At 71.6% G+C, this 19722-nt stretch carries 24 protein-coding genes, 1 tRNA gene and 1 riboswitch; of the genes, 18 read left to right on the plus strand and 7 right to left on the minus strand.

Features of this window, described 5'->3' with window-relative positions:
* Positions 1-38 precede the first annotated feature (38 nt).
* From Ae331Ps2_RS11745 to Ae331Ps2_RS11755, 3 genes are read right to left on the minus strand one after another with little or no spacing between them, the layout of a single operon-like run.
* The gene (locus Ae331Ps2_RS11745; RefSeq protein ID WP_075329724.1) at positions 39-662 is read right to left on the minus strand and encodes a hypothetical protein; all 624 of its coding nucleotides are present in this window, start codon (positions 660-662) and stop codon (positions 39-41) included.
* The gene (locus Ae331Ps2_RS11750) at positions 659-1957 is read right to left on the minus strand and encodes an amidase (RefSeq protein WP_083695483.1); all 1299 of its coding nucleotides are present in this window, start codon (positions 1955-1957) and stop codon (positions 659-661) included. Before Ae331Ps2_RS11750 ends, Ae331Ps2_RS11745 begins: the two co-directional genes overlap by 4 nt.
* Positions 1958-2013: 56 nt before the next feature.
* Entirely contained in the window at positions 2014-3417 is a 1404-nt protein-coding gene (locus tag Ae331Ps2_RS11755; RefSeq protein ID WP_075308916.1) for an MFS transporter, read from the minus strand.
* Positions 3418-3739: 322 nt separating this feature from the next.
* Here Ae331Ps2_RS11755 and Ae331Ps2_RS31945 point away from each other — a divergent pair, with 322 nt between their 5' ends.
* Complete coding sequence (locus Ae331Ps2_RS31945) at positions 3740-3886, plus strand: hypothetical protein (protein WP_020626980.1); 147 nt, start codon at positions 3740-3742, stop codon at positions 3884-3886.
* Positions 3887-3940: 54 nt separating this feature from the next.
* Here Ae331Ps2_RS31945 and Ae331Ps2_RS11760 read toward each other — a convergent pair whose 3' ends face one another.
* The gene (locus Ae331Ps2_RS11760; protein ID WP_075308914.1) at positions 3941-5152 is read right to left on the minus strand and encodes a M20 family metallopeptidase; all 1212 of its coding nucleotides are present in this window, start codon (positions 5150-5152) and stop codon (positions 3941-3943) included.
* Between the two features lie 109 nt (positions 5153-5261).
* Here Ae331Ps2_RS11760 and Ae331Ps2_RS11765 point away from each other — a divergent pair, with 109 nt between their 5' ends.
* The 8 genes from Ae331Ps2_RS11765 to Ae331Ps2_RS11800 all read left to right on the plus strand — a co-directional run bounded on the left by Ae331Ps2_RS11765 (position 5262) and on the right by Ae331Ps2_RS11800 (position 11053).
* Entirely contained in the window at positions 5262-5777 is a 516-nt protein-coding gene (locus Ae331Ps2_RS11765) for a tRNA adenosine deaminase-associated protein (protein WP_020627335.1), read from the plus strand.
* Positions 5778-6251 carry a nucleoside deaminase gene (locus Ae331Ps2_RS11770; protein ID WP_075308912.1) on the plus strand — a complete coding sequence of 158 codons (474 nt, stop codon included), beginning with the start codon at positions 5778-5780 and terminating at the stop codon, positions 6249-6251.
* Positions 6252-6272: 21 nt separating this feature from the next.
* Positions 6273-6360, plus strand: a tRNA-Ser gene (locus Ae331Ps2_RS11775).
* A gap of 122 nt (positions 6361-6482) precedes the next feature.
* Positions 6483-7106, plus strand: a complete 624-nt coding sequence (locus Ae331Ps2_RS11780; protein WP_075308910.1) for a maleylpyruvate isomerase family mycothiol-dependent enzyme — start codon at positions 6483-6485, stop codon at positions 7104-7106.
* A 112-nt stretch (positions 7107-7218) separates the two neighbouring features.
* Positions 7219-7587: a hypothetical protein gene (locus tag Ae331Ps2_RS11785; RefSeq protein WP_020626252.1), complete on the plus strand. Its 369-nt coding sequence runs from the start codon at positions 7219-7221 to the stop codon at positions 7585-7587.
* A gap of 253 nt (positions 7588-7840) precedes the next feature.
* Complete coding sequence (locus Ae331Ps2_RS11790; protein WP_075308908.1) at positions 7841-10165, plus strand: molybdopterin cofactor-binding domain-containing protein; 2325 nt, start codon at positions 7841-7843, stop codon at positions 10163-10165.
* A 10-nt stretch (positions 10166-10175) separates the two neighbouring features.
* A complete protein-coding gene (locus Ae331Ps2_RS11795; RefSeq protein ID WP_075308906.1) occupies positions 10176-10646 on the plus strand; it encodes a (2Fe-2S)-binding protein in 471 nt (156 codons plus the stop codon).
* Positions 10647-10741: 95 nt separating this feature from the next.
* On the plus strand, positions 10742-11053 hold the full coding sequence (locus Ae331Ps2_RS11800) for a hypothetical protein (protein WP_139318857.1): 312 nt from the start codon (positions 10742-10744) through the stop codon (positions 11051-11053).
* Positions 11054-11131: 78 nt separating this feature from the next.
* On the opposite strand, the gene Ae331Ps2_RS11805 is transcribed toward Ae331Ps2_RS11800, so the two are convergent.
* On the minus strand, positions 11132-11446 hold the full coding sequence (locus tag Ae331Ps2_RS11805; protein WP_075308904.1) for a multidrug efflux SMR transporter: 315 nt from the start codon (positions 11444-11446) through the stop codon (positions 11132-11134).
* 21 nt (positions 11447-11467) lie between these two features.
* Positions 11468-11533, minus strand: a riboswitch (guanidine-III (ykkC-III) riboswitch).
* Between the two features lie 72 nt (positions 11534-11605).
* Here Ae331Ps2_RS11805 and Ae331Ps2_RS11810 point away from each other — a divergent pair.
* The 3 genes from Ae331Ps2_RS11810 (at position 11606) to Ae331Ps2_RS11820 (ending at position 13025) form a co-directional block, all read left to right on the plus strand.
* Positions 11606-11863, plus strand: coding sequence for a hypothetical protein (locus Ae331Ps2_RS11810; protein WP_139318856.1), 258 nt, complete (start codon positions 11606-11608; stop codon positions 11861-11863).
* Positions 11864-11961: 98 nt separating this feature from the next.
* The gene (locus Ae331Ps2_RS11815; RefSeq protein ID WP_075308900.1) at positions 11962-12342 is read left to right on the plus strand and encodes a VOC family protein; all 381 of its coding nucleotides are present in this window, start codon (positions 11962-11964) and stop codon (positions 12340-12342) included.
* 47 nt (positions 12343-12389) lie between these two features.
* Entirely contained in the window at positions 12390-13025 is a 636-nt protein-coding gene (locus tag Ae331Ps2_RS11820; protein ID WP_075308898.1) for a LysE family translocator, read from the plus strand.
* Positions 13026-13030: 5 nt separating this feature from the next.
* Here Ae331Ps2_RS11820 and Ae331Ps2_RS11825 read toward each other — a convergent pair whose 3' ends face one another.
* Positions 13031-14044 carry a YdcF family protein gene (locus Ae331Ps2_RS11825; RefSeq protein WP_075308896.1) on the minus strand — a complete coding sequence of 338 codons (1014 nt, stop codon included), beginning with the start codon at positions 14042-14044 and terminating at the stop codon, positions 13031-13033.
* Positions 14045-14161: 117 nt separating this feature from the next.
* Entirely contained in the window at positions 14162-15217 is a 1056-nt protein-coding gene (locus Ae331Ps2_RS11830) for a DUF418 domain-containing protein (RefSeq protein ID WP_212567619.1), read from the minus strand.
* Between the two features lie 107 nt (positions 15218-15324).
* Between Ae331Ps2_RS11830 and Ae331Ps2_RS11835 the strand changes: the two genes are divergently transcribed.
* The 6 genes from Ae331Ps2_RS11835 to Ae331Ps2_RS11860 form a co-directional block, all read left to right on the plus strand.
* The gene (locus tag Ae331Ps2_RS11835) at positions 15325-15849 is read left to right on the plus strand and encodes a DinB family protein (RefSeq protein ID WP_075308894.1); all 525 of its coding nucleotides are present in this window, start codon (positions 15325-15327) and stop codon (positions 15847-15849) included.
* Positions 15850-16073: 224 nt separating this feature from the next.
* A complete protein-coding gene (locus tag Ae331Ps2_RS11840) occupies positions 16074-16898 on the plus strand; it encodes a transposase family protein (protein ID WP_075313133.1) in 825 nt (274 codons plus the stop codon).
* 114 nt (positions 16899-17012) lie between these two features.
* On the plus strand, positions 17013-17327 hold the full coding sequence (locus Ae331Ps2_RS11845; protein WP_075308892.1) for a putative quinol monooxygenase: 315 nt from the start codon (positions 17013-17015) through the stop codon (positions 17325-17327).
* Positions 17317-18525 carry a helix-turn-helix domain-containing protein gene (locus Ae331Ps2_RS11850; protein WP_075308890.1) on the plus strand — a complete coding sequence of 403 codons (1209 nt, stop codon included), beginning with the start codon at positions 17317-17319 and terminating at the stop codon, positions 18523-18525. Before Ae331Ps2_RS11845 ends, Ae331Ps2_RS11850 begins: the two co-directional genes overlap by 11 nt.
* Before the next feature lie 109 nt (positions 18526-18634).
* Positions 18635-19057, plus strand: coding sequence for a plasmid replication, integration and excision activator (locus Ae331Ps2_RS11855; RefSeq protein ID WP_075312507.1), 423 nt, complete (start codon positions 18635-18637; stop codon positions 19055-19057).
* A gap of 140 nt (positions 19058-19197) precedes the next feature.
* On the plus strand, positions 19198-19722 hold a 525-nt coding region (locus Ae331Ps2_RS11860; RefSeq protein WP_139319241.1), incomplete at its 3' end, for a transposase.

The raw sequence follows: 19722 nt of genomic DNA on the forward strand, positions 1-19722 counted from the left end.
GCGCGGACTCCACCCTCTCGCACCTCCCGGCCCGGTGATCACCGTGTGGGGAGTGCCGGGGCGAGGGACCTGCGCTGCACGCTCCACAGTCGGCGATCATCGACGGGCGAGCAGCGCGGCCCCGCGGGGGGGGACAGCCGGTAGCCGGTCTCCAGGCTCTCGGTCAGGCCCAGCTCCTTGAGCGCGCGGACGTCGCGCTTGAAGGCGAGGGTGTCCCGTCCGGCCCGCTCCGCGAGCTCGGCGGCCCGGACCCCGGGCAGCTCGGCGACCAGCCGCAGCGTGGGCCGGGTCCAGGGCCCGCGCCGCGACCGGCGGTCCATCCGGTCCAGGGTCGCGACGACGTCGTCGAGGTCCCCGGTCGCCTCCCGCAGCGACTCCCGCGGGTCGGTCCCGGCGAAGCGCAGCCGGATGCGGAACACCGGGTCCGAGGGAGCCCCGCGGAACGCGCGGCGCACCCGGTCGGCCGACTGCTCACCGGCGGCGCGGGCGTCGTCGTCGGTGATGGCGGCCGGGTCCACCTCCTCCACGGCGACGACCTCGACGACCCCGGCCGCGGTCCGCAGCGTCGAGCCGGCGACAATCCGGGAGCGCGCCCACCGGCGGTAGACACGATCGACGTCGCCCTCGGCCACTCCGCGGGCCACGGCCACCGGCAGGATCACCGCAGAGCCCCCTCCAGCGCCCGCGCCAGCCCCAGCAGCACGTCCTCGCCGACGGTGATCCCCACCAGCTGCACCCCGGCCGGCAGCCCCGGCACCGGCACCGGCAGCGCGACGACGGGCCGGTCGAGCAGGTTGAACGGCGAGGTCAGCTGCAGCATCGACGGCAGCACCGGCACCCCGTCGTGCTCGGTCGCGCCGATCGGGGTGGCCCGCAGCCGGGTGGTGGGGCAGAGCAGCACGTCGCAGGAGGCCCCGAGCCGGTCGAGCAGGGCGCGCCCGATCCGGCGGCGCTCGCGCCGGGCGTCGACGTAGACGTGCGTGGGCACCTCGGCGTGCGGGGCGAGCCGGGCGGCGGTCGCGGGCTGGTACTCGTCGCGGCGCTCGGTGAACCAGTGCCGGTGCGTCGCGTAGGCCTCCGCGCCGGTGATCACGGGGTAGGTGGCGGCGAGCTCGGCGACGCCGGGGGTGTCCTGGGCAGCGACGGGTGCGCCGAGCGCGGTGAGCGCGTCGGCGGCGGCGCGGACGGCGTCGGCGATCACCGGGTCGTGCGGGCGCCACCAGTCGTCGCCGGCGACGCCGATCCGGGGCAACACCGCCGCGGCTGACGCGCCGGGCTCCCCGAGCGCGGTGCGGGCGACGGCGAGCGAGGCGGCGTCGGCGGCCAGCAGCCCGACCGTGTCGAACGACTCGGCGAGCGGGAACACCCGCTCGCCCGGGATGGCCCCGCGCCGCGGCTTCAGCCCGGCGACGCCGCACAGCGCGGCCGGGGTCCGCACGCTCGCCCCGGTGTCGGTCCCGACGGTCAGCGCGAGGTGCCCGGCGGCGACGGCCGCGGCGGGCCCGGAGGACGAGCCGCCGGTGATCCGGGACGGGTCGTGCGGGTTGCGGGCCGGGCCCGTGGCCGCGACGTCGCCGGTGGGGCCGTAGGCGAACTCGTGGGTGTGGAGCTTCGCGACGACCACGGCTCCGGCGGCCCGCAGCATCGTCACCACCGGCGCGTCGGCGGCCGCGGGCCCGGCGTCGGCCAGCAGCCGCGAGCCGCACCGGGTCGGCAGCCCGGCGACGTCGACGAGGTCCTTGATCCCGACGGCGACGCCGTGCAGCGGCCCCAGCCGTCGGCCCGCGGCGGACAGCGCGGTCAGCTCGGCGGCGCGTTCCCGGGCCCGGTCGGCGTCGAGGGCGACGACGCTGCCGGTGGTGTCGGACTGCAGCCGGGACAGCACGTCGTCGACGTGCTCGGAGGGCGAGAGCTCCCCGGAGTCGAGGGCCCGCAACAGGTCGGGGAGCGGCAGCACGCGTTCAGCCTGCCGTCGCTCCCCGCCTCCGACAACCGGTGATCAGCAACCGGTGATCAGCGCGCGGCCAGCTCCCTGGCGATCTCGCGGGCCTCCTCCGGCGACGACGCCGACGGCTGCCCGTCGCGCAGCGGGCGCCGCGCCGTCTCGGGCAGGAACAGCAGCGTGACGACCCCGATCACCCCGGCGGCCATCAGGTAGTAGCCCGGCCACAGCAGGTCCCCGGTGGCGAGGACGACCGCGGACATCACCAGCGACACGGTCCCGGCGAACGCGGACACGAAGATGTTGAACGCGATCGACAGACCGCCGTAGCGGATCTGGGTCGGGAACAGCGCCGGCAGGGTCGAGGGGCTGGTGGCGGAGAAGCAGATCAGCAGCAGGCCCATGAGCAGCAGCCCGAGGAACACCGAGGGGATCGAGCCGTTCTGCATCAGCAGGATCATCGGGATGCCGAGCACGATCAGCCCGCCGGCTCCGGTCCACATGATCGGTTTGCGCCCGATCCGGTCGGAGAGCCTCCCGAGCAGCGGGATCACGAACACCGCCAGCCACAGCACGACGATCTGCAGCCACGACGACGTCGTGGAGTCGATCGAGGTGCCGCCGTGCTGGTCGACCGTGGTCTCCAGGTAGGTCGGCATGTAGCTGGTGAGCATGTAGTTCGTGACGTTCCAGGCGACGACGACGCCGCCGACCATGACGAAGGTCGGCAGGTACCTCGTGAAGATCAGCTTGAGGCCGTCCTTCACCTGGGTGCCCTCGCGCTCCTCGGACTCCGAGAGCATGGTCTGGAACGCCGGGGTCTCCTCCAGCCTGACCCGCAGGTACACCCCGACGATGCCCAGCGGCAGCGCGACGAAGAACGGGATCCGCCAGCCCCAGCTGGACATGTTCTCCGGGCTGAGCAGCAGCGGCAGCACCGAGGCGATGGTGGCGCCGAGGGCGTAGCCGACGAACGTGCCGAGCTTGAGGAAGCTGCCGAAGTACCCGCGACGACGGTCGGGCGCGTACTCGGCGATGAAGGTCATGGCACCGGCGTACTCACCGCCGGTGGAGAAGCCCTGCAGGACACGGGCGGCGACGAGCAGGATCGGCGCGGCCAGCCCGATCGAGGCGTAGGACGGGATGAGGCCGATCAGGAACGTGCCCAGCGCCATCAGGATGACCGTGATCGACAGGACCTTGGTCCGGCCGATGCGGTCGCCCAGCGGGCCGAAGAACAGTCCGCCGAGCGGGCGGAAGAAGAAGGCGACCGCGAAGGTCGCGAACACCGCCACCTGGGACAGCGGCCCGGGCGGGAAGAACTCGGCCTCGATGGTCGTGGCGAGATAGCCGTAGACACCGAAGTCGAACCATTCGGTGATATTGCCGACCGCGGCCGCAGCAACCGCGCGGCGCATGGTCGCGGGGTCGGTGACGGTGACGCCGTCGACCGCCCCGTCTGCTGTGTCGTCCACTCGTTCCCCCTGGCGACTGGGCACGCCACGGTGACGCTTTCGTCGTAGAACTGTCGGTCCGTGGCGTTCTGTCCGATTGCTTGAACAATTCTCCTCGACGTTAACGAGGCGCCGCGTCCATTGCCGGATGGGGCGTCGTCGTGGCTGTGAGCGGAGTCATCCGAATCGGTGCTTCCGCAGGCGGGACAGCGCTTTTTCGACGTGGGACCGTGGTCGACGGGCGCAGATGGCGCCCGTGGGACTCGCAAGCGTCGCGACTCCGCCCGGGTCATCCGGACCCGGTCACCGGACCCGGCGCGTGCCCGTGTGAGGAGGAGCCGTCATGGCTGTGTCGAGCGCCGTTTTCCTGTCGATCATCGCGAGCACGGGGGTGGGCCTGGCGGTCACCTCCGCGCTGGCCGCCTACGCCCAGCGCAACTGGAAGGGCTACGGCCGCGTCTCCGCCGGCTCGGCCGACGAGACCGCCTGAGCGACCGCACCGACGGCGCCGCGCTCCTTCCGGGGGCGCGGCGCCGTCGCGTGTTCAGCCCGTCGCGGCCAGGGCGAGACCGGCGTACACGGCGACCCCGGCCGGGAACGCCGCCTCGTCGAACACCACCCGGTTCGAATGGTTCGGCGGGGCGAGGGCGGGATCGACCGACGGCGGCCGTGCCCCCAGGAAGGCCAGCGAGCCCGGCACCCGGTCCAGCACGTAGGAGAAGTCCTCCGCGCCCATCAGCGGATCCGGCATGGCGACGCAGGCGCCGCGGCCGAGCACCTTCTCCGCGACGCGCACCAGCCCGGCGGTCGCCCGGTCGTCGTTGCGGGTGACCGGGTAGCCCGGGACGATCTCCACCTCGGCCGTGCAGCCGTAGGCCAGCGCGGTGTGCCGGCAGTGCTCGATGACCGCCTGGTGCAGCAGCGCGCGCACCGGCTCCGACAACGTCCGCAGCGTCCCGGTCAGCAGCGCGGTCTCCGGGATCACGTTGTCGGTGGTGCCCGCCTCGATCCGGGACACGGTGAGCACCGCTGACTCCTGCGGCCCGACCCGGCGGGTCAGCAGGGTCTGCAGGCCCCCGACCATCGCCGCGGCGGCGGGGACCGGGTCGCAGGCGTCCTGCGGGGCCGAGGCGTGCCCGCCGCGGCCGGTCACCCGGACCCGGAGCACGTCCGCGGCCGCCATGATGGGGCCCGGCCGGTGGTGGAGCTGCCCCGTCGGCACGGTCGAGGAGATGTGCAGGGCGTAGGCCAGCTCGGGGTCCTCGTCGAGCACTCCCTCGTCGATCATGTGCTGGGCGCCGTGGAACCCCTCCTCGCCCGGCTGGAACATGAACACCACCCGGCCGGCGATGCGGTCCCGCCGGTCCGCGAGCAGCCGCGCGGCCGAGGCGAGCATCGCGGTGTGGGTGTCGTGCCCGCAGGCGTGCATGACGCCGTCGGTGCCCGAGGCGAAGTCCAGCCCGGTGTCCTCGGGCAGCGGCAGCGCGTCCATGTCACCCCGCAGGAGCACCGTCGGTCCGGGACGGTCGCCGTCGAGGACCGCGGTCACCGACGTGCACGAGCCGCCCGTGCGGATCCGCAACGGCAGCCCGTCGAGGGCGCGCAGCACCGCGTCCCGGGTACGGGGAAGGTGCAGTCCGAGCTCCGGGGCGCGGTGCAGCTCGCGCCGCAGCGCCACCGTCCGCGGCTGCAGGACGCGGGCGGCCTCGAGCAGGCCGCCGGGGAGCCCCGCGACCGAGGCGGGCGTGATGGGCATGGACCGATCGTCGCTGACCGGAGCCCGTCCGGCGCCCGCAGGCCCGGTGTGACCACGCGTACCTGGTCGTGGCGTGACTCACAAGCCCGGAGCGACGTACCGTTGACGCGTGCCCACACAGAGCGTTGAGGCAGCCCCGGACACCCGTGGCGCCGCCCTGCCCGGATTCGCGGTCGCCGCGATCCGGGAGGAGGGTCGTTGGCGCTGTGTCCGGCTGGGCTCCGAGGCGCTCGTGGATCTCGACGCGGCGATCGCCGCGCTGCGCGCGCAGCGTTCCACCGGCGCGGTGCTCGGCCTGCTCGACGTCGACGACGAGTTCTTCGTCCTGATCCGCCCGTCCGCGGGCGGGGTGCGGCTGCTGATCTCCGACGCCGTCGCCGCGCTGGACTACGACATCGCCGCCGACGTGCTCGACCTGCTCCGCGTCGAGCTCCCGCCGGACGACGACGCCCTCGACGACGCCTGGCCCGAGGGTGACCTGGGCATCGTGGCCGACCTCGGTCTGCCCGCCGACGAGCTGGAGATCCTCGTCTCCGACCTCGAGCTCTACCCCGACGAGCAGCTGGACACCATCGCCCGCCGGTGCGGGTTCGCGGCTGCGCTGGACGAGCTCGTCGGCTCCTGAGTGTTCCGCTCGGCCGACCGGCTCGCGCTGGGCCGCGCCCTCGACGTCGCACGCGGCGCCGCGGCGACCGGGGACATCCCGATCGGCGCGGTCGTGCTCGCCGCCGACGGCACCGAGCTCGCCGCGGCCTGCAACGCCCGCGAGGCCACCGGCGACCCGACCGCGCACGCCGAGGTGCTCGCCCTGCGTGCCGCCGCCGCCGTCGTGGGGGAGTGGCGGCTGACCGGGACGACCCTCGCCGTGACCGTCGAGCCGTGCACGATGTGCGCCGGCGCGATCGGGCTGGCCCGGGTCGAGCGCGTCGTGTTCGGGGCGTGGGAGCCGAAGACCGGCGCCGCCGGCTCGCTGTGGGACGTGCTGCGCGACCGTCGGCTCGCGCACCGGCCCGAGGTCGTCGGCGGGGTCCGTGCAGGTGAAGCAGCCGCCCTGCTGCGCGAGTTCTTCGGTCGGACCCCGTCCGTCGACCGTGACTGAGCCTGGAGTAACCTTGTCGGCGGTAGCGTGTCCGAGCGGCCGAAGGAGCGCGCCTCGAAAGCGCGTGAGGTTCACGCCTCCGTGGGTTCAAATCCCACCGCTACCGCCAGGTCAGAGGGCCGGATCCCCGGGTCGGGGGTCCGGCCCTCTGTCGTTGGCGCGATGAGTTCCCGAGGGCCGGGCGGTCCCTGTGGTGGTCGACGATCCGCTCACCACCCGGGAGGCCCCACCGTGACCGATGTCTGGAAGCTCGTCCACGCCGAGCGCGCCGCGCTGCTCGCCGACCTCCGGGACCTCCCCGACGACCGGTGGGACACGCCGTCGCTCTGTCCCGGATGGACCGTCCACGACGTGCTCGCGCACCTCGTCGACACCGCCCGGACCACCCGGACCCGGTTCGTCCTCGGCATGCTGCGCGCCCGCATGGACTTCGACCGGCAGAACGCGGCCGGTGTCGCGCGCGAGCGCGGCGCCACTCCCGAGGAGACCCTGCGGCGGTTCGCGGCCTGCTTGCCGCTGACCGCCACGCCGCCGGCCCCGCTGGCGACCCGCTGGGTCGAGATGGTGGTGCACGGCGAGGACATCCGACGTCCGCTGGGGATCGTCCGGCCCTACGGACCCGCCGCCGACGCCGGTGCCGTGCAGGTGCAGGCCCGCACGTCGGTGTCGTTCGGGGGCGCCCGCGAGACCGTCTCCGGCCTCTGTCTGCGGGCGACCGACGCCGACCTCGTGATCGGGTCCGGCACGGAGGTGACCGGGACGGCGCTGGCCCTGCTCCTCGCGGTCTCGGGGAGGCCGGTCCGGCCGGGGGAGCTCGTGGGGCCCGGCGCGGCCGTGCTCGCGCGGGCGGAGTGATCTCCGCCCACCTCCGACCGTGGTCCGAGGCCGCGGATCATTCCCGGCTCCGATGTGGCCGACCGCTCTCCGCCGCGACAGTGGGTACACACCCCCACACGAGGAGCTGGAGATGACCACGATGACCACCACCCCGGAACCCACCCGCCCCGGTGACCCGGACGCCTACCCCGTTCTCACCGTCCTGATGCTGATGCTGGGTGGTTTCGTACTGCCCGTCGTCGGCTGGCTCGCCGGCGTCGTGATGCTGTGGACCGGTCGCTCCTGGACGGTCGGGGAGAAGTGGCTCGGCACCCTGGTGTGGCCGGGGATCGTCGCCGTGCCGGCGCTGGTGCTGGCCGTAGGCCTCGCGGTGCCCTCGGAGCCGGGCGCCGGGCACTGGGCGATCATCGTCGCCGGGATCGTCGGTGTCCTGGGTGCGCTGGTCGTGCTGCCCTGGACCTTCGTCCGGCTGCTGCGCGCCGCTCGGCCTACCCACTGAAGTTGGTAGTGATGCTCGCTCGAACAGGTGAACGGAATATCCGTCACGCAACCTCCTGATTCGGACTTGTGAGACACATCGCTGCCGCGTATGCGGAGGTAGGTGCACCCAGGGGCGGCGATGTGCGGGTTTCGTCGAGTCGCGTGGGTCACATCGTCGTCCGCATCACGACCACGGCCACCCTCGTTCCGCTCTCCAACGGACTCCGTCGGCCGCTCCCCTCCCGGGCCACGGAGCGAAGGAGAGGACAACGATGTCTGCCCCGACTCGTGCACGCGCCGAACGCCGCGACGTCAGTCGTCGCCGGTTCCTCGGCTACCTGGTCGCCGCCCCCACACTGGTCGTCGCGGCCGAGGTCGGCCGCCAGCAGCTGTTCGCCCCGCCGGGGGCCTCGGCCGCGGCGATCCCGTCGCCGCCCCAGGTCGCCGACGCCTACGACCTGCTCGATGCCATCCGAGACTCGTCCCGCCCGACCTCGGCGCTGGTCCGGGTGGAGGTGAACCGGGACGGCACCGTGTCGTTCGAGCTGCCGCGGTCGGACAACGGGCAGGGGATCATCACCTCGACCGCGATGATCATCGCGGAGGAGATGGACCTCGACCCGGACCAGGTCAGGGTCACCCTGGCCGACTCGCGCCCCGAGCTGGTGTTCAACCAGCTCACCGGCGGCTCCAGCACGACGTTCTCGACCTACACCCCGATCCGGGTCGCCGCGGCGATCGCCAAGGGCAGGCTGCTGGACGCGGCCGCCGCCCTCCTCCAGCAGGACGCGAACACGCTCACCAGCCGTGCCGGGCTCGTCACCGGCGCCGGGGGCAGCGCGATCCCGTTCGGCGAGCTCACCGAGGCCGCGGCCGTCGACGCCACCCGCTCGGTCGAGGTCGTGCTCAAGCCGCGCGAGGAGTTCACGGTCATCGGGACCGACCGGCGCAACGCCCAGGCCCGCGACATCGTCACCGGGCGCAAGCAGTTCATCGCCGACCTGAAGATCCCCGACGCGCTACCGACGGTGATCTGCCGCGGCCCCGGCCTGAACTGCGCCCCGCTGTCGGTCGCGAACGCCGACGAGGTCCGCTCCATGCCGGGCGTCACCGACGTCGTCGACTGCGCCACCGGCGTCGCCGTGCGCGCGCACACCTACGGCCAGGCCGTCGACGGGGTGAACGCGCTGCGCGTGCGGTGGGACGCCGGCACCGTCGAGGGCGAGAGCGACGAGTCCGTGCTGCAGAAGGTGCGGGCGGCCGAGCTGCCGCTGGCGGTCCCGTCGGTGCCGGGGGAGACCGTCGAGGGCGACTTCACCTTCTACTTCCGCAGCAGCTCGGCCCTGGAGACCAACACCGCGATCGCCGATGTCCGGGACGGCAGATGCGAGATCTGGACCTCGCTGAAGATCCCGATCACCGTGCAGCACGACATCGCCGAGCAGCTCGGGCTGCCGGTCAACGCGGTCACCATCCACATCGTCCCGGGCGGCGGCTCGTTCGGTCGTCGTCTCTTCGGCGACGCGGCCAAGGAGGCCGCCGAGATCTCGCAGAAGCTCGGCAAGCCGGTCAAGCTGATCTGGTCGCGCGCCGACGACTCCCGCCAGGGCAGGGTGCACCCGATGGCCACCTCCCGGATCCGGGCGGTCGTCTCGGGGGAGTCCGTCGTCAGCTTCGAGCAGCGCCACACCGGCGTCGCCTGCGACTTCGGGCACGGCTTCGGCGACGCCGTCACCGCGGCCGCCGCGAAGGCCCCGCTGGGGCAGGTCTCGGTCGCGGAGGCGATCTGGGAGCTGACCCAGGCCACGCCGTACGACTTCGGTGTCCAGACCCGGCTGCTCAACGAGGTCGACATGCGGTTCAACACCGGCTCGATGCGCAATGTGTACTCGCCCGACGTCTGCACCGCCCGCGACCTGATCGTCGACCGCATCGCCGAGAAGATGGGCAAGGACTCCTACGAGTTCCGCCGCGAGTTCCTCCGCAACGACGCCATGCGCGCGGTGCTCGACAAGGTCGCGGAGGAGGGCGACTGGGGCCGGTCGATGCCCGACGGCACGGCGCAGGGCATCGGGTTCCACGTCGAGTACAAGGGGTTCGCCGCCTGCCTGGTCGAGATCGACTGCCGCCCGCAGACCGTCGACCGGAAGGTCCGCCAGGCGCGGACCGGTCCGCGCGTGACCAAGGCTGTCTTCGCCGTCGACGGTGGCCTGGTCATCAACCCGCTCGGCTTCAAGGCCCAGATCATGGGTGGGATCAACGACGCGATCGCGATGACGCTGACCGCGGGCCTGCACCTGGTCGACGGGCACTTCGTCGAGGCGAGCTGGGACAACTACTTCTACACCCGGCAGTGGAACACCCCGCTCGACCTGCAGGTCCACCTCGTCGACAACGGTCGGCCGGAGCCCGGCGGGGCCGGGGAGTTCGGCGTCGCCCCGACCTGCGGGGCGATCGCGAACGCCTACGCCAGGGCCACGGGCCGGGTGCCGGACCACTTCCCGATCCTGCACAACGAGCCGCTGCCGTTCGAGCCGTATCCGACCGTCCCACCGATCCCGCCGTCGCCGACCAACGGCCTCGACTTCGCCCGCTGAGGAGGTTGACATGGGTTCTCACACCTTCACGGTCAACGGTGAGAAGGTCACCGTCGACGTCGAGGACGACGTCCGGGTGCTCTGGGTCCTGCGGGACCTGCTGGGGGTGACCGGGCCGAAGTACGGCTGTGGCATCAACGTCTGCAAGGCCTGTACGAGCCACATCAACGGCAAGGCGTTCAACCCGTGCTCGGTACCGGTGGGCGCGCTGTCGGAGTCGGACGAGATCACCACGATCGAAGGTCTGGCCACGGGCGACGAACTGCACCCGATGCAGCAGGCCTGGATCGACAAGGACGTGGCGCAGTGCGGGTACTGCCAGCCCGGCCAGATCATGGCGGCGATCGACCTGGTGAAGCGCTGTTCGGCGGAGGGCCGTTCGATCGACGACGAGGCGCTCGACGGGATCCGCAACATCTGCCGGTGCGGGACCTACAACCGCATCCGGAAGGCGATCAAGGCCGGCGCCGACAACATGTGACGCCGCCGCGGCGAGTGCCTACGCCGCACCACTCTAGGCCGTTAGTGTGAACGGCCAGCTCCCCACACCGAAGGACGGATTCGATGCAGAACCGGATGCGACGCTCCCTCATCGCCGTCGGCGCGCTCGCCGCGGTGGCCTTCCCGCTGGCCGGGATCGCCTCGGCCGACACGGACACCGACGCCGAGCACGGCTACCCCAGCACGCAGAGCCCGACCCAGGGCCTGGACGCGGTGCTGGAGACCACCGACACCCTCGGTTACGGCTTCTTCGACTCGGCCGACGCCGTCTCGTCGAGCAACCGGCCCGACGGCGTCAACGGCACCGACACCGAGATCCCGCAGGCCGACCCCCGCTTCGTCGAGGGGCCGGCCGGTGGGCTGCTGAAGGACGGACCCTTCGAGTAAGGGGCTCCCACGGCGGCGGGGCCGGTACTCCTCACGGGGTGCCGGCCCCGCCGTCGTTCCCGGGTCGGTGCAGGCCCGTCAGTGCAGGACCTTCAGCCCCACCACACCCGCGACGATCGCGAGCAGGCACAGCAGCCGCGCCGTCGTCGCCGGCTCGCCGAGGGCCGCCATGCCGTAGAGCGCGGTGCCGACCGCGCCGATGCCGACCCACACGGCGTACGCGGTGCCGACGGGCAGGTCGCGCAACGCCAGGGCCAGCCCGGTCATGCTCAGAGCCAGCGCGCCCGCGAACAGCAGCGACGCGCCGAGCCTGCTGAACCCGCGGCTCTGCGACAGCGCCGCGGCCCACACCGTCTCCAGCACACCGGAGACCACGAGGTAGATCCATGCCATGACGAGCTCCCTTCCGGAGGGGATGCGTCGTCTTGGCGTTCCGGGTACGGCGCGTCTCGTCCGGGGAGCCGCCGGGGGGCGGTCCGGTACCAGGATGGCGGAGCGCCGCGCCCGGGTCGAGCGATGGTGACCGGTCGGACCGGGACCTACGCTCGCCGGGTGCGTCTGCTCGCCGTCGTCGCAGGGTTGTGTCTGTTCACCGGCGGGATGATCATGCTGCCTCCGTGGCTCCAGTACGCTCTTCCCGATCCGGACGCCCAGCCCTACGTGTACTACCTCCCGCCCGGGGCCCCCGATCCGCCCGGTCCGGACCTCACGTGGCCGATCCTGGGCTCGGTGCTGTTGGGCGTCGGTCTCCTCTGTGGGGTGACGGCGTTGCTGTGGTGGGTCTTCCGGCTGATCGCCCGTCTGCGCTGACCGCCGGGGCGTCGGGGAGGACGGGCCGACACGGCCACCAGGAGCGGACCCACCGCGCCATCCTGCCCGGGAGCCCGCTGTGGCCTACGGTCGCCGGCATGCTGGTCGTGGGATCGGTCGTCATCCGGGTCGACGATCTGGCGGAGCAGATCCGGTTCTGGACCGCGGCCCTGGACTACGAGCTGCGCACCCCCGTCGACGACGACTTCGCGCTCCTGCGCCCCCGCGACGGCCGCCCCGGCCCGAACGTGTCGCTCGACGTCGCGCCGTCCGAGCGGGTCCTGCCGCCGCGCATCCACCTGGACCTGTACGCCGAGGACCAGCAGGCCGAGGTCAGGCGCCTGGTCGCACTCGGCGCACAGGAGGTCCCGTGGCGCCACCGGCCCGCCGACGCCGACTACGTGATCATGCAGGATCCGGAGGGCAACCGGTTCTGCGTCGTCGACGGCGGGGGCGGGCCCGCGTCGTCGGGAGCCTGATCGGGAAAGGGGTCGACGTCGGTGGCCGGTCGGCGGAGGCTCTCGTCGTGGACCATCGACTGCTCGCCTTCGCCGCCGCCGCGGCGGTCGTCATCGCCATCCCCGGACCCAGCGTCGTGTTCACCGTCGGTCGTGCGCTCGCGGCCGGCCGGTCCGCCGCGCTCGCGACGGTCCTCGGCAACGCCGTCGGTGTCTTCCTGCAGGTGGTCGCGGTGGCCGTCGGCCTCGGGCAGCTCGTCGCACAGTCCGCTGCCGCGTTCACCGTCCTCAAGCTGGTGGGGGCCGCCTACCTCGTGTACCTGGGGATCGCGGCGTTCCGGCACCGGCACGACGTCGTCCGCGCGATGCATCGCTCCGCTGAGGGCCGGCGCATCGGCGCGGCCCGCAGCGTCGTCGACGGCCTGGTGGTGGGTGTGCTGAACCCGAAGTCCGTCGTCTTCTTCGTCGCGTTCCTGCCCCAGTTCGTCGACGTGCGTGGGCCGGTCGGCACGCAGATCCTGCTGCTGGGGGCGCTCTTCGTCGCCATCGGCCTGGTGCTCGACAGCGTGTGGGCCCTCGCCGCGGGATCGGCCAGGGACTGGTTCGCGTCGTCGCCGAGGCGGATCGCGGCGGTGGGCGGTGCCGGTGGGCTCGCGATGATCGGTCTCGGCGTCGGGGTGGCGGCGACGGGGTCGTCGCAGTAGGGCGGCTACCGGCCGAGGCCGACCACGACCCCGAGCACGACCAGCGCGAGACAGATCGCGGCGTTCAGGACCGGGTGCTCGGCCAGGATCGCGACGAACTCGCGCAGGGTGGCGCTGGGCCGGTAGTAGCGGGCGGTCGGCGCGCCGACGACCTGGCCGTTCACCCCGACCCGGCGGGCGGTGAGCGCGGCCCGGAACGCATGGAAGTCGTTGGTGACGATGACGCAGCGATGGTCGGGCAGCCGTTCGGTCATGAGCGCCCGGCTGAACTCGAGGTTCTCCTGCGTCGTCCTCGACCGGTCCTCCCGCAGGATCTTCTCCGACGGCACGCCGCGGGCGACCAGGTAGTCGGCCATCGCGACGGCCTCGGCGACCGGCTCGTCGGGACCGCGGCCACCGGAGGTCACCAGCATCGGGTTCCCGCCCCGCTCCCGCTCCTGGTCCCACAGGGCGGCCCCGCGGTCCAGACGGGCGGCGAGCAGCGGCGGCACCGCACCGCGGATGAGCCCCGACCCGAGCACGACGACGAAGTCGACGCCCGGGCGGACCCCCAGCCGCCCGTAGACGAAGGCGTAGGCCAGCAGGCTGCACAGCAGGAACCCGAGGTAGGCCGCGAGCAGCAGCGCCGCGAAGGTCAGCGCCGTCAGGAACCGGTTCTCGACGCGCACCATGATCGGGACGAGGACGACGACCGCGAGGCAGGCGAGCCCCGCGAGCAGGGACAACAGGTTCGCCGGCCGCCGCCCCTCCCGCCGCATCATCACGACGCCGTTGACGAGCAGGAAGCCCGTCAGCACGAGCACGCCCACGATCAGCAGCGCCGCGACCACCACCGTCACGGGCTCGATGACGCCGATGTCGAGCCGGAGGAGCTGGGCGAACACCGCCATCAGGAGCAGGACCGTCGCCGTCCCGCCGAGCAGCGCGTTGCGGAACCGTCGTCGCTCGACGAGCACCCCGACCACGCACAACGTCGCCGACAGCGCGGCCAGGGTGAACAGGACACCGGCGACCGTCACCGGGCCACCCCCAGCCGCATCCCGTCGGACGGGCGGTCCGTTCTCCGCACGTGCTCCTCGCCGGTCACCGGTCCTCCTCGTCGCGACGGCTCTGCACCCGAGCCGTGGCTCATCCGATCATGACGCCCGGCCGTCCGACTGGAGGGAGCTCCGCGCGTCCGGGTGGCCGCCGTCGGCCTGTGTCATCCGTACCGGGGTCCACCAGGAGATGCTGCGCAGCACCCACTCCACCGGCCCGTACCGGAAGCGCCGCAGCCACCAGCGGCTCGCGACCACCTGGACCACCAGGATCGCCGCGGCGAACGGCAGCAGGACGCGGTAGCCGCCCGGGCCGGAGAACGCCGGGACCATGGTCAGCAGCAGGACCAGCAGTGTCGCCGAGAGGTAGTTCGTCAGCGCGAGCCGCCCGAGCGGGGCGAGGACGGAGGAGACCCACGGCCCGACCGGGGACGCCGTCAGCAGGACGAGGGCACTCGCGTAGCCGACGGCCATGACGAGCCCGGCGGTCGAGGACACCTGGTCGAAGCCGCTGTTCTCGATCGTGTCGACCTGGATGCTCAGCAACGGCACCGCAGCGACGACGGCCCCGGCCAGCACAGCCGTCCACGCGGCCCGGTTCGGTGCCGCGATCTGGCGGTGCAGGCCGTAGCGGGCGGCGGCGAGGCCGAGCAGGAACAGGCCGGGGATGAGTAGCAACCCACCGCTGGTGAACGTGAGCGCCACGCCGATCGCGACGGCTCCGCCGAGCGCGATCACCGGCCGCGGCAGCCAGGAGGCCGGGAGGAGCACGACGAGGCCGACGATCGCGTACGGGAGCAGTGCCTCACCGGGCTGCAGGAGCTGGTGTGCGGCGCCCAGCACACCGAGCGCGAGCAGCCGGCGCAGCAGCACGAGCCACGGCCGGGCGGTCCGCCCGGCCGCTCCGTCCAGGATCAGGGCGGTGCTGAGTCCGAACAGGAACGAGAACAGCGGGAAGAACCGTTGGTGCGCCGTGACCTCGAGCCACTGGGGCAACGCGCCCTGCCAGGAGCCCGGAAGGGACGGCAGCCCGGCGATCGCGATCATGTTGACGGGGAGGATTCCGCACAGGGCCAGCCCGCGGAGGGCGTCGAGGGCCTCGACCCGGTCGGTCGAGGTCGGGGGTGCTGGGGCGCTCAGGTCTGGTCGGTGCACCCGTCCAGCATGGCGACCGCGCGACGCGGGCGGATCGGCCCGGAGACCGGTTCCGCCCGCGGGGAATCGTCCTTTCGGCCGGGTCACTGCGGTGGGAGCCTCGGACGATGTCGGCATCCCGCGTTCCGCTCCTGCGCTGGCAGTTCGACCTGACGTGGGTCCTGTTCGAGTACCACCTCGAGCGGCTCGACGACGACGAGACCCTGTGGCGGCCGGCGCGTGTCTGCTGGACGGTGCACCCGTCCGACGACGGGACGTGGCGGCCCGACTGGGCGGACTCCGAACCCGACCCGATCCCCGTCCCGACGATCGCGTGGCTCACCTGGCACATCGGCTGGTGGTGGTCGGTGACGACGGACCATCTGCGTGGTCGCACGCCGCCCGACCGCGCCGACGTGGTGTGGCCGGGTGACGCCGCCGCCACCGTCACCTGGATGCGCGCTCTGCGTGACGAGTGGACGCAGGTCCTGGACGGACTGTCCGACGACGACCTGGCCGCGGAGGCCCCGTTCCCGTGGCAGGGGGATCCGGCGATGACGGTCGGTCACACGCTGGCCTGGGTGAACACCGAGCTCGCGAAGAACGCCGCGGAGATCGGGCAGCTGCGGCTGGTGCGCGCGGCCGGCCGCTGAGGCGATCCGTGCGGTCAGGCCCTGCGGCCGCGGAATCGTGCCGACGTCGGCCCGTGTTCATCACAGCGGTGCCTGGTGGCCGGTAACGGGCAATGAGGTGTTCTCAGTAGCGGGGTGGCAGGTCGTGGCGACACGCCGAGGGTGGTGAGATGAGCGGGAACGGGGCAGGACCCCGGTAGATCGGTTCGGTCCAGCACAGATCGACACCGTCACCGAGGTCCTGCATGTCTGATCCTGTCACCTACACCGCTGTCCTCCCGATCGGGGAGCGCACCGTGGCCTATCTGGCGCGGCTCCTGGTCCTTCAACGCCGTCGACGTGGCACCCGGCGGCGGGCGTTGACCCCGTTCGCCCAGGCAGTGCTGGTGATCCGCTGGTTCTGTGATGCTACCCGGGTCCGATGTTTGGCCGGTGACAACGCGATCAGCACTGCAACGGCCTACCGTTACCTGCACGAAGGCATCGACGTCCTCGCCGCGGCCGCACCCGGCCTGCACGGAGCCCTGCTCGCCGCCCGCACAGCCGGGCACACCCACGTGAATCTCGACGGCACCCTGATCGCCACCGACCGGTGCCGCGCGCTCGGCCTCACCCCCGGGGTCGACCTGTGGTGGTCGGGCAAGCACCGCCGCCACGGCGGGAACATCCAGGTCCTCACCGCACCTGATGGATGGCCGCTATGGACCAGCGACGTGCGGCCGGGCCGCGAGCACGACACCCGCTGCGCCCGTACCCACCCCGGGCTGCTCGAGGGCCTGGCCGCGTTCACCGACGACACCCACGCCGCGCTGGGCGACCTCGGCTACGAAGGCGAAGCCGACCGGCTCACCGTGCCCATCAAACTCGCCCCCGGCCGCGGGCAGACGGTCAACCAGCGCACCGTCAACACCCTGCACTCAGCCCTTCGTGCTCTGGCCGAACGCGGAAACGCCCTGCTCAAGACCACCTTCGCCGCGTTGCGGCGAGTCACGCTATGTCCCTGGCGCACCGGCGCGATCACCGCAGCTGCGCTCGTACTACTCCACACCGAGTACGACCGCACGACATGATCAACCCGCTACTGAGAACACCTCAGTACCATAGGTCCTAGATGGTCTGCAAGAGTGGAGGCCCAGGGCTCCTGGCGGGGACAGGGTCTCTGTCAACTTCGCGGGAGGTGCTGGATGCTTGGTCTGATAGTGCGCTTTAACTTGAAGGATGCCGAGGCCGCGCAAAAGTTTGATGCCCTGGTGGCGGAAATAAGCAGACAGGTCGAGTCCTCGGAGCCGGGCACTCTGCTCTACGTGGTCAACACCGTAGAAGGCGCACCTCTCTCGCGCATCTTTTACGAGGTGTACGCAGACGGCGACGCGTTCGAAGCGCATGAGGCGACCGGGCACATCAAGTATTTTCTCAACGAGCGGGAGCGGTACATTACAGACTTGCGGGTGGAATTCGTCACTCCGGTGAGCGGAAAGAATCGTCCCGATGTCCGGTGAAGAATCTAAGAGTTTTGGACGCCGGATTGCCTTTCTTCGCAAGAAGCTCGGCTATTCGCAGTTGGAGTTCGCCCGGAAGGTGGATCGATCGGAGACCTGGCTGAGCCAGGTTGAGCGGGGCGTGCGACAGATCGACCGCCTGTCGGTGCTGGAACGGCTCGCGGCCGCCCTAGAAGTCTCAGTGGCGGAGTTGGCGCCGGAGAAACCGGCTGTGACTGCCGTCGCCGAGAAGTCCTCGGCTGCATCCACACTGGCTTTGACACTTGCTTCCAGCCCCGCGCTGCGCGCGATGGTTAACCTGCCAGGCATAGTGGACCTGGCTGAGGTCGAGCGGCGAGCGGCGCAGGCGTGGGAGCTGACTCACGCTGCGAGGTATGATGCGTTAGCTGATCTGCTCAGTGGCTTGGTGGCGGATGTTGAGGCTGTCGAGAGACAGACTGCGGGCGACGAGCTGGCGCGTGCCCGTCGGACACGGACGCGAGTTTACCTCGCTGCCGGTGGTGCGTTGGTCAAGCTCGGCGAATTCGGGGCCGCTTGGGTAGCGATTGACCGTGCCGCGACGGCGGCGGGCCTGGCCGGGGACCTTCTCCTTCTCGTGGAATGCAGGTTTCGCCTCGCTATCGCTTTCCTGGCTGCGCGACGTTTCGATATGGCCTTCCAGGTCGCGGACACAGCAATCACCGCCTTGTCGGACCGTGTGGCCGTTGACACCCCCGACGTTGCCGCGCTCTCTTTGTTGGGAGCTCTGCACCTCCAGCTAGCGGTGACTGCAGCCCGGACCGGCGATGGTGACAGCGCGTACAGCTACCTGACCGTCGCTCGTGCGACGGCGGAGCGCGTCGGGGAGGGACGCAACGACTACAACACGGAGTTCAGCCCGACGAACGTCGAGCTACACGAGGTTGCCGTGGCCGTTGAGCTAGGAGACGCGGGCCGCGCGTTGAGAGCGGCAAGCGGACTTGACGCTACTTGTCTCTCGGTCGAGCGCCAGGGGCGACTCTTGATCGATGTCGCCGCGGCGAACGCACAGCTTCGCCGCCCCGACGCCGTGATAGCGGCCCTGATGCAGGGCCTTGCGGTCTCGCCCGAACAGGTTTCATCGCATGCCCGTGCACGGACCCTGGTGGCTGACCTCCTGCGCGATCACGGCAATAACTCCAGCGTGAAGGCCTTGGCGAGGCAGATCACCGCGAGCTGACCCAAACCCCGACAGCGACCCGCACTTAAGGTGTTGACTCGCACTATTAGTGTCGGTACCGTGTGCCTGGTGACGGGAGATGCCTGTCATCCTGACGAGGGAGCCCGACATGGCACGCAGTAACAGGTTTGTGGTGGCGATGGGTGATGTGTTCCCGCGCGGCGCGTTCGTTGTGTCGGAGGTGGAGGCGGTGCGGGACTTCGACAAGTCTTCGCCGGGCCGTCCGGTGCAGCAGGTGGATCGGGAGTCGGGGTTGCCGGTGTGGTCTGTGTCGGTGCTGGATGCTGATCCGGAGGCGCGGCGGTCGGAGAAGACGGTGGTGGTGAAGATCGCGGCGGCGGATCAGCCGGTGCCGCCGGAGGCGGCTGGGGGGTTGCCGTTCCGGCCGGTGGAGTTCGACGGCCTGACGGTGACTCCGTATGTGCAGGAGTCGGGTGGTCGTCCGCGTGTGGCCTACAGCTTCCGCGCGGCGGGGATGCGCTCCCCTGGTCCGCAGCGTGGGCAGGCGGGCAAGAACCAGGACGCGGCCTGACCGGGTGTGGTGTGGAGGAGCCCGTTAGAGGTCGCGCGGATTGATCACAGCTGGGTCGCGGCCGGGTGTCGATGGTGAGGGGCGGGCACGGGCCTGTCGATCATGAAGTTGTTGACTCTTCGTGATCGTCTGGAGGCCGCGTGCCCGCCCTGCCATCATGGTTGACCGAGCCGTTGTGGGACCAGTTCGCCGCGCTGCTGCCGCCCCGGGGCGAGTTCGATCCCACTCATCCGTGGGGCTGTCACCGCCGCCGGATCGCGGATCGGGTCGTGTTCGACAAGCTCCTGCAGGTGCTGCGGTTCGGCTGCCCGTATCAGGGCGTCTCCGACAGCACCTGCTCGGCGAGCACCATCCGCGATCGCCGTGACGAGTGGATCCGGCTCGGGGTCTTCGCCCAGCTACGCCGGATCGCCCTGGACGCCTACGACCGCATCGTCGGCCTGTTGCTTGACGACGTTGCCGTCGACGGCGCCATCACCAAGGCCCCCGGCGGCGGTGAGGTCGCCGGACCGTCACCGGTTGACCGGCGTAAACAGGGCATGAAGCGATCGGTGCTCGTCGAGGGCCATGGCATCCCACTGGGCCGGGTCCTGGCCGGGGCACACCGCCACGACTCCCCGCTACTGGGCCCCACTCTCGACCACCTCGACGCTCTCGGCCCGCTG

Origin of the sequence: Pseudonocardia sp. Ae331_Ps2 (assembly GCF_001932405.1) — a bacterium.
Classification (GTDB): domain Bacteria; phylum Actinomycetota; class Actinomycetes; order Mycobacteriales; family Pseudonocardiaceae; genus Pseudonocardia.